This is a genomic window from Streptomyces coerulescens, assembly GCF_042657965.1.
Taxonomy (GTDB): domain Bacteria; phylum Actinomycetota; class Actinomycetes; order Streptomycetales; family Streptomycetaceae; genus Streptomyces; species Streptomyces coerulescens.
Map to the genome: position 1 here is coordinate 99,834 of NZ_JBHSKM010000007.1, position 14,538 is coordinate 114,371.

The 14,538-nt window shown below is 70.4% G+C and carries 12 protein-coding genes; 5 read left to right on the top strand and 7 right to left on the bottom strand.

The window, feature by feature from the left end; genetic code table 11:
- Positions 1–3 precede the first annotated feature (3 nt).
- From ACFPQ9_RS12395 to ACFPQ9_RS12410, 4 genes are all read right to left on the bottom strand, one after another.
- The gene (locus tag ACFPQ9_RS12395; protein ID WP_380851325.1) at positions 4–1,665 is read right to left on the bottom strand and encodes an alkaline phosphatase D family protein; all 1,662 of its coding nucleotides are present in this window, start codon (positions 1,663–1,665) and stop codon (positions 4–6) included.
- An 80-nt stretch (positions 1,666–1,745) separates the two neighbouring features.
- Positions 1,746–2,588, bottom strand: coding sequence for a thioredoxin domain-containing protein (locus tag ACFPQ9_RS12400; RefSeq protein WP_380851327.1), 843 nt, complete (start codon positions 2,586–2,588; stop codon positions 1,746–1,748).
- 87 nt (positions 2,589–2,675) lie between these two features.
- Positions 2,676–3,368 (bottom strand): hypothetical protein, encoded by a 693-nt coding sequence (locus ACFPQ9_RS12405; RefSeq protein ID WP_380851330.1) that lies wholly within the window; start codon positions 3,366–3,368, stop codon positions 2,676–2,678.
- Positions 3,369–3,457: 89 nt separating this feature from the next.
- Entirely contained in the window at positions 3,458–4,783 is a 1,326-nt protein-coding gene (locus ACFPQ9_RS12410; RefSeq protein ID WP_380851333.1) for a DUF2252 domain-containing protein, read from the bottom strand.
- A 201-nt stretch (positions 4,784–4,984) separates the two neighbouring features.
- Between ACFPQ9_RS12410 and dnaE the strand changes: the two genes are divergently transcribed.
- Positions 4,985–8,524, top strand: a complete 3,540-nt coding sequence (gene dnaE, locus ACFPQ9_RS12415) for a DNA polymerase III subunit alpha (RefSeq protein ID WP_380851336.1) — start codon at positions 4,985–4,987, stop codon at positions 8,522–8,524.
- 84 nt (positions 8,525–8,608) lie between these two features.
- Here the strand turns inward: dnaE and ACFPQ9_RS12420 are convergent, their stop codons facing one another.
- Positions 8,609–8,773, bottom strand: a complete 165-nt coding sequence (locus tag ACFPQ9_RS12420) for a hypothetical protein (RefSeq protein WP_093745688.1) — start codon at positions 8,771–8,773, stop codon at positions 8,609–8,611.
- A 246-nt stretch (positions 8,774–9,019) separates the two neighbouring features.
- On the opposite strand from ACFPQ9_RS12420, the gene ACFPQ9_RS12425 reads away from it, so the two are divergent.
- The 4 genes from ACFPQ9_RS12425 (at position 9,020) to ACFPQ9_RS12440 (ending at position 13,104) form a co-directional block, all read left to right on the top strand.
- Positions 9,020–10,240, top strand: coding sequence for an NYN domain-containing protein (locus tag ACFPQ9_RS12425; protein ID WP_380851339.1), 1,221 nt, complete (start codon positions 9,020–9,022; stop codon positions 10,238–10,240).
- Between the two features lie 183 nt (positions 10,241–10,423).
- The gene (locus ACFPQ9_RS12430) at positions 10,424–11,398 is read left to right on the top strand and encodes an ABC transporter ATP-binding protein (RefSeq protein ID WP_380851342.1); all 975 of its coding nucleotides are present in this window, start codon (positions 10,424–10,426) and stop codon (positions 11,396–11,398) included.
- A gap of 88 nt (positions 11,399–11,486) precedes the next feature.
- Entirely contained in the window at positions 11,487–12,311 is an 825-nt protein-coding gene (locus tag ACFPQ9_RS12435; protein ID WP_380851345.1) for an ABC transporter permease, read from the top strand.
- Positions 12,312–12,345: 34 nt separating this feature from the next.
- A complete protein-coding gene (locus ACFPQ9_RS12440) occupies positions 12,346–13,104 on the top strand; it encodes an AAA family ATPase (protein WP_380851348.1) in 759 nt (252 codons plus the stop codon).
- 162 nt (positions 13,105–13,266) lie between these two features.
- On the opposite strand, the gene ybaK is transcribed toward ACFPQ9_RS12440, so the two are convergent.
- Both ybaK and ACFPQ9_RS12450 read right to left on the bottom strand, forming a co-directional pair.
- Positions 13,267–13,773 (bottom strand): Cys-tRNA(Pro) deacylase, encoded by a 507-nt coding sequence (gene ybaK / locus ACFPQ9_RS12445; protein WP_380851351.1) that lies wholly within the window; start codon positions 13,771–13,773, stop codon positions 13,267–13,269.
- 27 nt (positions 13,774–13,800) lie between these two features.
- A complete protein-coding gene (locus tag ACFPQ9_RS12450; RefSeq protein ID WP_380851354.1) occupies positions 13,801–14,538 on the bottom strand; it encodes an LON peptidase substrate-binding domain-containing protein in 738 nt (245 codons plus the stop codon).

Consider the following 14,538-nt stretch of genomic DNA (forward strand, 5'->3'; position numbering starts at 1 on the left):
GCGTCACACGGGGTCGTAGGTGCGCTCGACCTTCTGCGTGCCGCTGCGCGTGCGGTAGGAACGCGCCCAGGACGCGCGGGAGTCCTGCTTGGTCTTGTCGGACAGGACGTAGTAGTCCATCTGCGCCCGGTCGGCCGTGATGTCCAGGATGCCGTAGCCGTGGCGGTCGGTGTCGACCCAGTGGACGTGCCGGTTGGCCGCCCGGATGATCGGCGAGGCGATCGCGGAGACGGTGCCCTCGGGGACCTTCACGATGTCGTCGAGGTTGTCGGAGGTGACCGACGTGACGACGAACTCGGTGGCGGCGGAGGCCGACAGCGGGTAGGTGCCGGCGTCCACCGGCACGTCGTTGGCCCACGCCATGTGGATGTCTCCGGTCAGGAACACGGTGTTGCGGATCGCGTTCGAGCGCAGATGGGCCAGCAGTTCGCGGCGGTCGTCCGTGTAGCCGTCCCACTGGTCGGTGTTGAGGGCGAGGCCCTCCTGCGGCAGACCCAGCAGCTTGGCCAGCGGCTTCAGCAGGTCCGCGGAGAGGGAGCCGATCGCGAACGGCGAGATCATCACCGAGTTGCCGACGAGCCGCCAGGTGGTGTCGGAGGACTTCAGGCCCGCCTTCAGCCAGTCGAGTTGGGCGCGGCCGGTGAGTGTGCGGTCCGGGTCGTCGACGTCGCCGTTGCCGACCTTGACCTGCTCGGAGCGGAAGGAGCGCAGGTCCAGCAGGGACAGGTCGGCGAGCTTGCCGAAGCGCAGCCGCCGGTAGGTGGTGCCGGCGAGGGCCGGACGCACCGGCATCCACTCGAAGTACGCCTGCTTGGCGGCGGCCTGACGCGCGGCCCACGCGCCCTCGGCGCCCTCGGTGTGGTTCTCGGCGCCGCCCGACCAGGCGTCGTTGGCCATCTCGTGGTCGTCCCAGATCGCGATGACGGGCGCCTTCGCGTGCAGGGCCTGGAGATCGGCGTCGGTCTTGTACTTGCCGTGCCGGCCGCGGTAGTCGGCGAGCGTGAGGATCTCGTTGGCGGGCGCCGTGGGCCGTACGACGGTGCCGCGCGTGCCGTACTGGCCGGTGCCGTACTCGTAGATGTAGTCGCCGAGGTGCAGCCAGGCGTCCAGGTCGCCGCGGGCGGCGAGGTGGCGGTACGAGGAGAAGTAGCCGGCCTCCCAGTTGGCGCAGGAGACCACGCCGAAGCGCAGGCCGGCCACGGAGGCGTTCGCCGCCGGCGCGGTGCGGGTGCGCGCCACCGGAGAGTCCGTGCCGCCCGCCGAGAAGCGGAACCAGTAGTCGGTGGCCGGCTCCAGGCCCCGTATGTCCGCCTTCACCGTGTGGTCGGAGGCGGCGGTCGCGGTGGTCGAGCCTTTGGCGACTATGTTCGTCAGCGCTTTGTCGCGGGCGACGATCCAGCTGACCTCGGTGTTCGGTCCGAGTCCGGAGCCGGGCGTCGCGTCGGCGGTCGGCGTCACGCGGGTCCACAGCAGGACGCCGTCGGGCAGCGGGTCGCCGGAGGCGACGCCGTGCAGGAAGGCGGGACCCTGTTCGGCCGCGCGCGCGGGCAGCGCCGCGGCGAGCGGACCCGCCAGGACAGCCGTCGCCGCCGCGGCCTTGACGACCGTACGGCGGCGAGGGGTAGGGGAGTTGAACGGCTCGGATGATCTGTATCGACTGGTCACAGCCGATCAGGTTACTGAGCGGTATGAACAAGAGCGGGCGAACTCGTAAATGTTCGCCCGCTCTTCTCCTCCAGGTCGGTTCAGCCCTTGAGGGCCGCGTCCACCGCCTTGTTGAAGTCCTCCACCGAATACGGCTGGTTGGGCTGGGCGACGGTGAGCTTCTTGCCGTCCATGACGAAGCCCGGGGTGCCCGTCACGCCTTCCTTGTTGGTGTCGAAGGTCTTCGACATGGCCAGCGCCCAGGCGTCGTAGGTGCCCTTCTTCACGGCGTTCTCGAACTTGGCGTTGTTCTTCAGGGCGGGGACGGTGCCAGCGATCTCGATCAGGTAGCTGTCGTCCTTGAACTTGTCGTCCGACTCCTGCGGGTGGTACTTCGCCGAGTAGAGCGCGGCCTTGTACTCGAGGAACGCCTCGGAGCTCACATTCAGCGCGGCGCCCAGGGCGCTCATCGCGTTCTTGGAGCCCTCGCCGCCGGCACCGATCTTGCCGTCCTTCAGCGAGTCACCGTCGAGGAAGGTGGCACCGATGAACTGGATCTTGTACTTGCCGGCGTCGATGTCCTTCTTCACGGTCGAGCCGACCGTCTGCTCGAAGTTGGCGCAGACCGGGCAGCGCGGGTCCTCGTAGACCTTCAAGGTCTTCTTGGCGCTGTCCTTGCCGATGACGACGGTCGTGCCGTCCGTGCCGCTGGTGTTGGCCGGGGCGACGACCTTCTTGTCGTCCTTCACGGCCTCCCAGTGGCTGGGCTTGTTGGCCTGGACGACGGCGTAGCCGACGCCGCCGGCGGCCGCCAGGACGCCGACGATCGAGGCGGCGACGATGATCTGCCGCCTGACCTTGGCCCGCTTGGCCTCGCGCTCGCGCTCGGCGCGCAGCCGCTCCCGGGCAGCCGTCTTCGCGGCCTGGCTGTTTCGCTTGCTCATGTCGGTGTTCTCCATGGGGACACGCACACACGTCGTGTGCGGGATACGTATGGGTGGGCTGTGCTGCTCAGATGCCGTTCACGTGGGTCACGCGAAGGCGGGCGAGCACGGCGGTCCACGTCGTCCCAGGGAGTGCACGAGGAGGCTGCTGCGGGCGGCGGCCGTACGGTCGGTGGGGCGCGGCAGACGGCGGGCCGGGGCGGTCGGCGGGACCGTCACCGCGGCGACCGCCAGGAGCAGCGGCCGGAACGTGGTCGCGGCGACCGCGCTCAGCAGCTGGGCCAGCGCCCGCTCGCCGCGGCGCAGCCAGGCCGCGGCGAGGAGGCCGACGGTGACGTGGGCGCCGAGCAGCAGCCAGGCGGTGACCGGGTCGACATGGGCGAGCAGGCCGCCCAGCCGGTTGGGGTCGGTACCGGTGACCTGCGCCAGCGGGGCCCCGACCTGGGTGCCCTCACCGCACAGCACGTCCCAGCCGACCGACGCCAGGGGGCCCGCGACCGGGCCGCCCGCCCTGCCGTAACAGACGTGCTGGCCGGTGGTGAGGACGGTGTCCGCGGCCAGCTCCAGCGGGACCAGCAGGACGGCGATCCGGCCGAAGGTCCGCTCACGGCCCGCCAGGGCGAAGGCGAGGACGAACACGGCGGCCGTGAGCAGGGCCACCGTGTTCAGCGGCAGGGGGGCACGGGACAGCAGCACGTGTGACGCGGTGCTCAGTGTCACGACGAGTGCCGTGAAGAGCGCCGCGCGTACGGCTCGCAGCTGGGTCCCGGATATGTCCATGGCGTGGAGAGTCTGTCACGTGCTCCTGTAAGAGACCCCTAAAGGCTGCCTGTGAACGGCTCAGGAGCGCCGGTGAGCGACCTTTTTCGTCACAGACCCGGGATCCGGCCGTTGCGGAACAGGTCCACGAAGATTTGGTGGTCGGCACGCGCGCGTGCGCCGTAGCCGTGGGCGAAGTCGACCAGGAGCTCCGCGAAGCCGTCCTCGTCGGCCGCGATGGCCGCGTCGATGGCGCGCTCGGTCGAGAACGGCACCAGGGACTCGCCGGAGGTGTCGTCCGCCGCCGCGTGCATGGTGGCCGTGGCCCGGCCGAGGTCGGCGACCACCGAGGCGATCTCCTCCGGGTCGTCGATGTCGCCCCAGTCCAGGTCCACCGCGTACGGCGAGACCTCGGCGACCAGCTGGCCCGCGCCGTCCAGCTCGGTCCAGCCCAGCCACGGGTCGGCGTGCTGCTGGAGGGCGCGCTGGGAGATCACCGTGCGGTGGCCCTCGTGCTGGAAGTAGTCCCGCAGCGCCTGGTCCGTGACGTGCCGGGAGACCGCCGGGGTCTGGGCCTGCTTGATGTAGATCACGACGTCGTTCTCGAGGGCGTCGGTGTGGCCCTCCAGCAGGATGTTGTACGACGGCAGCCCGGCCGAGCCGATGCCGATGCCGCGCCGGCCCACGACGTCCTTGACCCGGTAGGAGTCGGGGCGGGCCAGGGAGGCGTCCGGCAGCGTCTCCAGGTAGCCGTCGAACGCGGCGAGGACCTTGTAGCGGGTGGCCGCGTCCAGCTCGATGGAGCCGCCGCCGGGGGCGAAGCGGCGCTCGAAGTCACGGATCTCCGTCATGGACTCCAGCAGCCCGAAACGGGTCAGCGCGCGGGCGTCGCGCAGCGCGTCCAGGAGCGGCCCCTGAGCGGTGTCCAGCGTGAACGGCGGCACCTCGTCGCTCTTGGCGCCGGTGGCCAGGGCGTGCACGCGCTCGCGGTAGGCGGCCGCGTAGATCCGCACCAGCTCGCTGATCTGGTCGTCGCCGAACGCCTTGGCGTACCCGATCAGGGCGATGGAGGCGGCGAAGCGCTTGAGGTCCCAGGTGAAGGGGCCGACGTAGGCCTCGTCGAAGTCGTTGACGTTGAAGATCAGCCGGCCGTTGGAGTCCATGTACGTGCCGAAGTTCTCCGCGTGCAGGTCGCCGTGGATCCACACGCGCGAGGTGCGCTCGTCCAGGTACGGGCCGCCCCGCTTCTCGGCGTCCAGGTCGTGGTAGAAGAGGCACGCCGTGCCGCGGTAGAACGCGAACGCCGAGGCCGCCATCTTCCGGAACTTCACGCGGAACGCGGCCGGATCGGCGGCCAGGAGCTCGCCGAAGGCGGTGTCGAAGACGGCGAGGATCTCGTCGCCGCGCTGCTCGTCGTTGAGCTGGGGGACCGACATCGCTGGGTGCCTCCTGGTGCATGTGTACGACAGCGTTTCTGTCGTATCCAACGGGCGGGCCGACCGGAAAGTGCCCGAAGCCCTCGCTGTGAAGGTACGCGGGGGAGCCCCGCGAGTGTCAGTGCCGAGGCATAGACTTCGACGCTGTCCCCAGAAGTGTCCGTCCGCCTGTCACCGAGCGTTTTCCATGGAGGCCAAGCCGTGTCAAAGCCGCCGTTCACGCACCTGCACGTCCACACCCAGTACTCCCTGCTGGACGGTGCCGCGCGGCTGAAGGACATGTTCGACGCGTGCAACGAGATGGGCATGACGCACATCGCCATGTCCGACCACGGCAACCTCCACGGGGCGTACGACTTCTTCCACTCCGCGAAGAAGGCCGGAGTCACCCCGATCATCGGGATCGAGGCGTACGTCGCCCCCGAGTCCCGGCGCAACAAGCGCAAGATCCAGTGGGGCCAGCCGCACCAGAAGCGCGACGACGTGTCCGGTTCCGGTGGTTACACCCACAAGACGATGTGGGCCGTGAACAAGACGGGCCTGCACAACCTCTTCCGGCTGTCCTCGGACGCGTACGCCGAGGGCTGGCTGCAGAAGTGGCCCCGGATGGACAAGGAGACGATCTCCCAGTGGTCCGAGGGGATCGTGGCCTCCACCGGCTGTCCCTCCGGCGAGCTCCAGACCCGGCTGCGCCTCGGCCAGTACGACGAGGCCCTGAAGGCGGCGGCCGACTACCAGGACATCTTCGGCAAGGACCGGTACTTCCTGGAGCTGATGGACCACGGCATCGAGATCGAGCACCGGGTCCGTGACGGCCTCCTGGAGATCGGCAAGAAGCTCGGCATCCCCCCGCTGGTCACCAACGACTCGCACTACACGTACGCGCACGAGGCGACCGCCCACGACGCCCTGCTGTGCATCCAGACCGGCAAGAACCTCTCCGACCCGGACCGCTTCAAGTTCGACGGTACCGGCTACTACCTGAAGTCCACGGACGAGATGTACGCCATCGACTCCTCCGACGCCTGGCAGGAGGGCTGCGCCAACACGCTCCTCGTCGCCGAGATGGTCGACACGGCCGGCATGTTCGAAAAGCGCGACCTCATGCCCAAGTTCGACATCCCCGAGGGCTTCACCGAGGTCACCTGGTTCAAGGAGGAGGTGCGCCGCGGCATGGAGCGCCGCTTTCCCGGCGGCATCCCCGAGGACCGCCAGAAGCAGGTCGAGTACGAGATGGACGTCATCATCCAGATGGGGTTCCCGGGCTACTTCCTCGTCGTCGCCGACTTCATCATGTGGGCCAAGAACAACGGCATCGCGGTCGGCCCAGGGCGAGGCTCCGCGGCCGGCTCGATCGTCGCCTACGCCATGGGCATCACCGACCTCGACCCGATCCCGCACGGCCTGATCTTCGAGCGGTTCCTCAACCCCGAGCGCGTCTCCATGCCCGATGTCGACATCGACTTCGACGAGCGCAGGCGCGTCGAGGTGATCAGGTACGTCACCGAGAAGTACGGCGCCGACAAGGTCGCCATGATCGGCACCTACGGCAAGATCAAGGCGAAGAACGCCATCAAGGACTCCGCGCGCGTGCTGGGCTACCCGTACGCGATGGGCGACCGCCTCACCAAGGCGATGCCCGCCGACGTCCTCGGCAAGGGCATCGACCTCGACGGCATCACCAACCCCTCGCACCCGCGCTACAGCGAGGCGGGCGAGATCCGCGGGATGTACGAGAACGAGCCGGACGTCAAGAAGGTCATCGACACCGCGAAGGGTGTCGAGGGCCTGGTGCGGCAGATGGGCGTGCACGCCGCCGGCGTGATCATGTCCAGCGAGCCCATCGTCGACCACGCCCCGATCTGGGTGCGGCACACCGACGGCGTGACCATCACGCAGTGGGACTACCCGCAGTGCGAGTCGCTCGGCCTGCTGAAGATGGACTTCCTCGGCCTGCGCAACCTGACGATCATGGACGACGCCGTCAAGATGGTGAAGTCCAACAAGGGCATCGACCTCGACCTGCTGTCCCTGCCGCTGGACGACCCGACGACCTTCGAACTCCTCCAGCGCGGTGACACCCTGGGCGTCTTCCAGTTCGACGGCGGCCCGATGCGTTCGCTGCTGCGGCTGATGAAGCCCGACAACTTCGAGGACATCTCCGCCGTCTCCGCGCTGTACCGTCCGGGCCCGATGGGCATGGACTCGCACACCAACTACGCCCTGCGCAAGAACAAGCTCCAGGAGATCACCCCGATCCACAAGGAGCTGGAGGAGCCCCTCGAGGAGGTCCTGGCCGTCACCTACGGTCTGATCGTCTACCAGGAGCAGGTGCAGAAGGCCGCCCAGATCATCGCCGGGTACTCGCTCGGCGAGGCCGACATCCTGCGCCGCGTGATGGGCAAGAAGAAGCCCGACGAACTGGCGAAGAACTTCGTCCTCTTCCAGAAGGGCGCCCGCGACAAGGGCTACAGCGACGAGGCCATCCAGGCCCTGTGGGACGTGCTGGTCCCCTTCGCCGGCTACGCGTTCAACAAGGCGCACTCCGCCGCGTACGGCCTGGTGTCGTACTGGACCGCCTACCTCAAGGCGAACCACCCCGCCGAGTACATGGCCGCCCTGCTGACCTCCGTCAAGGACGACAAGGACAAGTCGGCGGTCTACCTCAACGAGTGCCGCCGCATGGGCATCAAGGTGCTCCCGCCGAACGTCAACGAGTCGGTGCACAACTTCGCCGCCCAGGGCGACGACGTGATCCTCTTCGGCCTGGAGGCCGTGCGCAACGTCGGCACCAACGTCGTCGAGTCGATCATCAAGAGCCGTAAGGCCAAGGGCAAGTACGGCTCCTTCCCCGACTACCTCGACAAGGTCGACGCGACGGCGTGCAACAAGCGCACCACCGAATCGCTGATCAAGGCGGGCGCGTTCGACAGCCTGGGGCACACCCGCAAGGGCCTCACCGCGCACTTCGAGCCGATGATCGACAATGTGGTCGCGGTCAAGCGCAAGGAGGCCGAGGGCCAGTTCGACCTCTTCGGCGGCATGGGCGAGGAGGAGAGCGACGAGCCCGGCTTCGGCCTCGACGTCGTCTTCACCGACGAGGAGTGGGACAAGACGTATCTGCTCGCCCAGGAGCGGGAGATGCTCGGTCTGTACGTCTCCGACCACCCGCTCTTCGGCCTGGAGCACGTGCTCTCCGACAAGGCCGACGCGGGCATCGCCCAACTCACCGGCGGTGAGCACGCGGACGGCGCGGTCGTCACCATCGGCGGCATCATCTCGGGCCTCCAGCGCAAGATGACCAAGCAGGGCAACGCCTGGGCCATCGCCACCGTCGAGGACCTCGCCGGTTCCATCGAGTGCATGTTCTTCCCCGCGACGTACCAGCTCGTGTCGACCCAACTCGTCGAGGACGCCGTGGTGTTCGTCAAGGGCCGCCTCGACAAGCGCGAGGACGTGCCGCGGCTGGTCGCGATGGAGCTCCAGGTCCCCGACCTGTCCAACGCGGGCACCAACGCGCCCGTGATCCTCACCATCCCGGCGACCCGCGTCACCCCGCCGATGGTGAACCGGCTCGGCGAGATCCTCAGCCACCACAAGGGCGACAGCGAGGTCCGGATCAAGCTCCAGGGCCCGACCAAGACGACGGTGCTACGGCTGGACCGGCACCGTGTGAAGCCGGACCCGGCGCTGTTCGGTGACCTGAAGGTGCTGCTCGGACCGTCCTGCCTGGCCGGCTAGCCGAAGCCGTGCGAGAGGGGCGCACCCCGCGCGCGGGTGCGCCCCTCTTCGTGTGCCCGGGCCGCAAAGCCCGTCCTTCGGATGTCAGTTGTGGCCGAAGCGCTTCTGCTTGCCCTTGCGTGCCATGTCGGCGGGTGTCGCCTGCGGCATGTGCTGCTCGGTCTGCGCCTCCATCGAGGAGCGCTGCGCCTGCTGCTGAGCACGCTCGGACTGCGGCTGCTTCCGGTCCTGCTTCTTGTTCTTGGCCATGGTGATCTGCCTCCTGTGGGGAACTAGGGGCCAGGGCCGGGACCAGATTCACATAGGCTGATAAAGAACGCATTTCGGATAATTACCGTCTGTGACAGCGGTTGTCGGGGCGTGAGGCATGGCGCGCCGCGGATCCGATGCCCCGAAACGCCACGCCGAAGATCGAGTTCGGCCCGTTAACCCCCGCGCGGTCGGGCAGACTCGAAGGAAGCCCAAAGCAAACCTCCCGGGAAGAGGGTGAGTCGCGTGGACCGCTGCATCGTCCTGGTGGACGCCGGGTATCTGCTGGGGGCCGCCGCCAGCCTGCTCGCCGGGGAACCCTCCCGGTCCCGGATCACCGTCGACCACACCGCCCTCATCCAGGGGCTGCGCGAACGCGCCGAGTCCGACACCCAGCAGCCCCTGCTGCGGATCTACTGGTTCGACGGTGCCCCCGACCGCGTCCCCCAGCCCGAGCACCGCAGGCTGCGCGTGATGCCCCGGGTCACCGTCCGGCTCGGCGCACTGACCCGCAGTGACGGCCGCTGGGCGCAGAAGGGCGTGGACGCCGCGATGCACGCCGAGCTCACCGAGCTGGCCCGCAACCGCGCCTGCTCCGACGTGGTGCTGGTGACCGGGGACGGTGATCTCCTGCCGGGCATGATGGCGGCCAAGGAGCACGGCGTCGCCGTACATCTGTGGGCCGTGCAGGCCGCCGACGGTGACTACAACCAGTCCGAGGACCTGGTCGCCGAGGCCGACGAGCGGCGGGTCCTCGACCGTACGTGGATCACCAAGGCCGTACGCGCCAAGGAGCTCACCGGAGTGTGTGCCCCGCCGCCCGTTCCCCGGCCGGAGATCGCCGCGATCCTGTCCGCGCCGCTGCCCGACTCGGCGCTCGGCGCGGCGACCGAGCGGCCCCCCGCGGAGGTCGAGCACGCGACTCCGGCCACCGCCTCGGAGAACGGCACACAGGAGCGGGTTCCGGCGCCCAAGGGCGTGCCCACGCCGAAGGATCTCGCCGCGCTGCGCGCCCCCGGCGTCCAGCCGGCCCAGCATCCGGCGAACGCGACGCTGCGCTGGTCCTCCGACAAGGGCTGGGTCGACCGGCCCGGTGTCGCGGGCGAGTCGGCCGAGGCCGCGTCCATGCCGACGCTGGCACAGCTGACCACGGCCGAGCAGCGATGGGCCGACCGCGAGGAGGACATCACCACGGTCGGCGGCGATCCGTACGAGGTGGGCCAGGTCTTCGCCCGTCGGTGGATGGCACGGCTCGGGGACCAGAGCCATTTCCAGCGGCTGTCCGGGATGTATCCGCGGATTCCGCACCGGATCGACGGCGAGCTGCTCCGCTACGCGGCCCGGTTCGGGCTCCTCGCGCACAAGGACGACCAGATCGACGAGCACGACCGGTACGCGATCCGGGCCGGGTTCTGGCGCGAGATCGATGTGCGCACGGCGGCGGAGCACGCGCCGGCGGGCGAGTGAGCCGCACGGCGGCGCCGGGTCCGGGGCCGCCGGACGACGCCGCGTGGTGAGTGGCTTTATGGCGGTGAGCGGTCGATTTGTGCCGAGTGGCCGACCCGAGGGCGGATCAGCCCTGTGGACCCCGTAGTCTCGTCCCTTGTGAGTACGCGCGCGGCACAGGTATTTCGGCACGATGGTGATGTCGTGTGTGCCGTGCGCGGGCTGACCAAGACCTACCCGGCGGTGCGTGCACGGCGCGGGGCGCCCGGGACTCCCGAGGTGCGCGCCACCGACGACGTACGGCTGGACATCAGGCGCGGCGAGATCTTCGGGCTGCTCGGGCCCAACGGCGCCGGCAAGACCACCCTCGTGCGGCAGCTGACCGGCCTGATGCGGCCCGACGCCGGCAGCGTCGAGATCCTCGGGCACGACATCGTGCGCCACCCCGAGCGGGCGGCGCGCATCCTCGCCTACCTCGGGCAGGAGTCGACCGCCCTCGACGACCTGACCGTGTCGCTCGCCGCCGAGACGACCGGACGGCTGCGCGGCCTGGACGTGCGGCAGGCGCGGGCCGAACGGGACGCCGTGCTCGACGAGCTGGGCCTCGGGCCGCTCGCCGGGCGGCCGATCAAGAAGCTGTCCGGCGGCCAGCGCCGGCTCGCCTGCTTCGCCGCCGCGCTGGTGGGGGAGCGGCCGCTGCTCGTGCTCGACGAGCCGACCACCGCGATGGACCCGGTGGCGCGGCGGGCCGTGTGGTCGGCCGTGGACCGGCGGCGGGCCGAGTACGGGACGACCGTCGTCCTCGTCACCCACAACGTCATCGAGGCCGAGACCGTGCTCGACCGGGTCGCCGTGCTCGACCGGGGCCGCGTGATCGCCTGTGACACACCGTCCGGACTCAAGGAGCGCGTCGCCGGCGAGGTCCGGGTCGAACTGCTGTGGCGGGAGCGGGCACCGCTGGACGTGCCCGAGGTCGCAGCCCTCCAGGACCGGGTCGTGGAGTCCGGCCGCCGCTGGACGCTGCGGCTGGCCCCCGAGGAGGCCCGCGCGGTCGTCGCCACCGTCACCGGCGGGGCCGCCTTCGCCGCGCTCGACGACTTCACGCTCGCCACGCCCAGCCTGGAGGACGTCTATCTGTCGCTGGGCGGGGCCGCGCAGCAGGGGCTGGTGAAGGCGTGAGCACGCAGACCGTCGCGTCCGTACAGAACGCCGTACGGAACAGGGCCACCCGCCCGGTGATCCCCCGTGTGAAAGGGAGCAGCGCCACGTGAGTGTCGTACCCGCCGAGGTTCTGCCGGGCAGCGCCCTGGCCGTGGACGAGACGGCCGGCCGGGCCGCGGCCGAGCTCGGGCCGCGCGCGCGGCTGTGGCCGTCGCTGTGCGCCGTGTACCGGGCGCAGCTCTCCCGGGCCCGGGTCGCGCGCATCCCGCTGCTGTTCGTGGCGACCTTCCAGTCGATCGGGATCATGATCCTGATGCGCGGGGTCGTCGACGGCGGCGCCGAGGCGCAGGCCGTGGTCGCCGGTTCGGCGGTGCTCGTCGTGGCCTTCGTCGCGCTGAACCTGCTCGCGCAGTACTTCGGACAGCTGCGGGCGAGCGGCGGGCTCGACCACTACGCCACGCTGCCGGTGCCGCCGGCCGCGGTGGTGCTGGGGGCGGCGGGGGCGTACGCGTCCTTCACCGTGCCGGGGACCGTGGTGACGGCCGTCTTCGGCTGCGTGCTGTTCGGGCTGCCGATGGCGAACCTCTGGGTGCTCGTCGCGGTGATCCCGCTGGCCGGCGCCGCGCTCGCAGGGCTCGGGGCGGCGCTCGGGCTGCTCGCCCCGCGCCCCGAACTGGCCACGCTGCTCGGGCAGCTGGGCATGTCGGCGGCGCTGCTGCTGGGCGTGCTGCCCGCCGACCGGATGCCGGAGGCGGTCCGCCTCGCACGGGACCTGCTGCCCTCGACGTACGGCGTGGAGGCCTTCGCACGGACCTTCGGGGAGCGGCCGGACTGGGCGTTCGTGCTCGGTGACCTGGCCGTGTGCGGTGTCGTCGGCGTCGTCTCGCTGGCCGTGGCCACCTGGGCGTACCGTCGGGCGGCCGTCCGGTGACGCGCCGCACAGACCGGCCTGGCACGATGGCAGGGTGACCGCTCCGCTGACTCCTCCACCGCCACCGCGTGAACCGTCCCCGAACGGGGGATGGCAGCAGCCCGCTGCCCGGCACGCGGCCGCCGTGCCGCCGCACGACGCCATACCCGGTGCCCCGGGCGGGATACCGGGCCATCCCGGCTCTCACGGCCCGTACGGCATGTATGGCTCGTACGAACAGGACGGTCCCGGAATGAAGACCGAACTGCGAGAGGCCGCGATCGTCACGGTGGTGGTGGCGCTCCTCGGCGCGCTCCTCGGGGTGCTGTGGTGGCGGCTGGCGCCGAGCGTGCCGCTGGTCGGGGACGTCGTCGACGACAGCTGGGTCGTCTACTTCAAGGATTCCGAGGGGGAGCAGGCCATCGGGGTGGACGGAACGTTCACTCTGCTCGCGCTGGCATTCGGCCTGGTCAGTGCGGTCGCCGTCTTCCTGTGGCGGCGGCGCGGCGGTGTACCGCTGGTGATCGGGCTGGCCGTGGGGGCGTTCCTCGGGTCGCTGCTCGCCTGGTGGCTCGGCGTCCGGCTCGGGCCCACCGAGGACGTGATCGCCCACGCCAAGGAAGTGGGCAAGGGCGTCGCCTTCTCCGCCCCGCTGAAGCTGGGAGCCAAGGGCGCGCTGCTGGCCTGGCCGCTGGCCGCGCTGGTCGTCCACCTCGGGCTGACGGCGCTGTTCGGTCCCCGGGACGCGGACCCGTACCAGCAGCATCCGCAGGAGCCCGGCAAACAGGGGCCGTACGGGGCGCCGAGGGCCTAGCGCCGGGGATGCCCAGGGGGCCGTGGCCCCCTGGGACGGTGGATCGTCATGCCGGGCGGCGTCCGTGGTTCGAGCGGCCCTTCTTGATGCGCCACTTTCGTTTCCGCGTTTTCTTCGACATGTCCCTCGTACTTAACCGAGGACACCCCCGCCGTCGAGAGGTCAGGCACGTCCGATGGGCGCGAGGACCGCTTCCGTGAGCTTGGCCAGGTCGTCGGGGGAGAGCTCGACCTCCAGGCCGCGACGGCCCGCCGAGACGCAGATCGTGGCGTGGGCGGAGGCCGAGGCGTCCAGGACCGTGCGCAGCTTCTTGCGCTGGCCCAGCGGGGAGATGCCGCCGCGCACATAGCCCGTGGTGCGTTCCGCCAGGGCCGGGTCGGCCATCGCCGCGCGCTTGCCGCCGACCGCCGACGCCAGGGACTTCAGGTCCAGTTGCCCGGCCACCGGGACCACCGCCACGGTCAGGCTGCCGTCCACGTCCGCCACCAGCGTCTTGAAGACCCGGTCGGGGGACACGCCCATCGCCTCGGCGGCCTCCTCGCCGTACGAGGGGTGCGCGGGGTCGTGGTCGTAGGAGTGGACGGTGTAGGCGACGCCCGCGGCCGTCAGGGCGACCGTCGCGGGAGTGCCGCCCGCTTGCTGCTGGTTCTTCTTCGACTTCTTCGCCATGGTGGCCGGTTCCCCAGTGGTCGTGCGTCAGTTGAGGCTCGTCGGGCCGCGCGTCAGGTCCGACGACGGCAGCGACGGCAGGCTACGGATGATCGAGGTCTCGGTGCGAAGGAGTTTCAGCTCGTCGCGCAGCCGGGACGCGGTGTCCGGGGCCTGGAGCAGGCGCTGCTTCGTGGGGGTGTCCAGCATCATCGCGGCCGCCACCAGGTAGGACACCACCGAGGGCTGGTCGGGCAGCTCGGCCCCCGTGGACAGGGAACGTTCACGGGCGCCCGCCAGCCGCTTCTGGTACTGCCGGAACGCGCGTAGCACGCCCTCAGCCAGCGCCCCCGCCTCGTCGCCGGGCTCCTCCTCCAGCTCTTCCAGCTCCGCCGTCAGGAAGGGGCCCGAGGCGTCCACCGACGTCAGCCGCACCCGCGTCGTGCCCGTCGCCAGCACCTCGAAGGTGCCGTCGGCCCGCTCCCGGATCGTCGCCGCGTCCGCCACACAGCCCACCCCGTGGAAGGACTTGACCGGGTCCGGGCCGAAGCCCGCGGCGGGCCCGCGGTCGGGCAGCGCCGTGGGGTCGGGCATACCGGGAGCGCTCGGGGCCACCTCGTGGCCGTCGCGGATCGCCACGACGGCGAAACGGCGCGGCTCCTCCTCGGGGGTCTTCAGCAGCTCGCGCATCATGGCGCGGTACCGCTCCTCGAAGACGTTGAGCGGCAGCACGAGTCCCGGGAACAGCACCGAGTTCAGGGGAAACAGCGGAAGGCGGACGGTCAC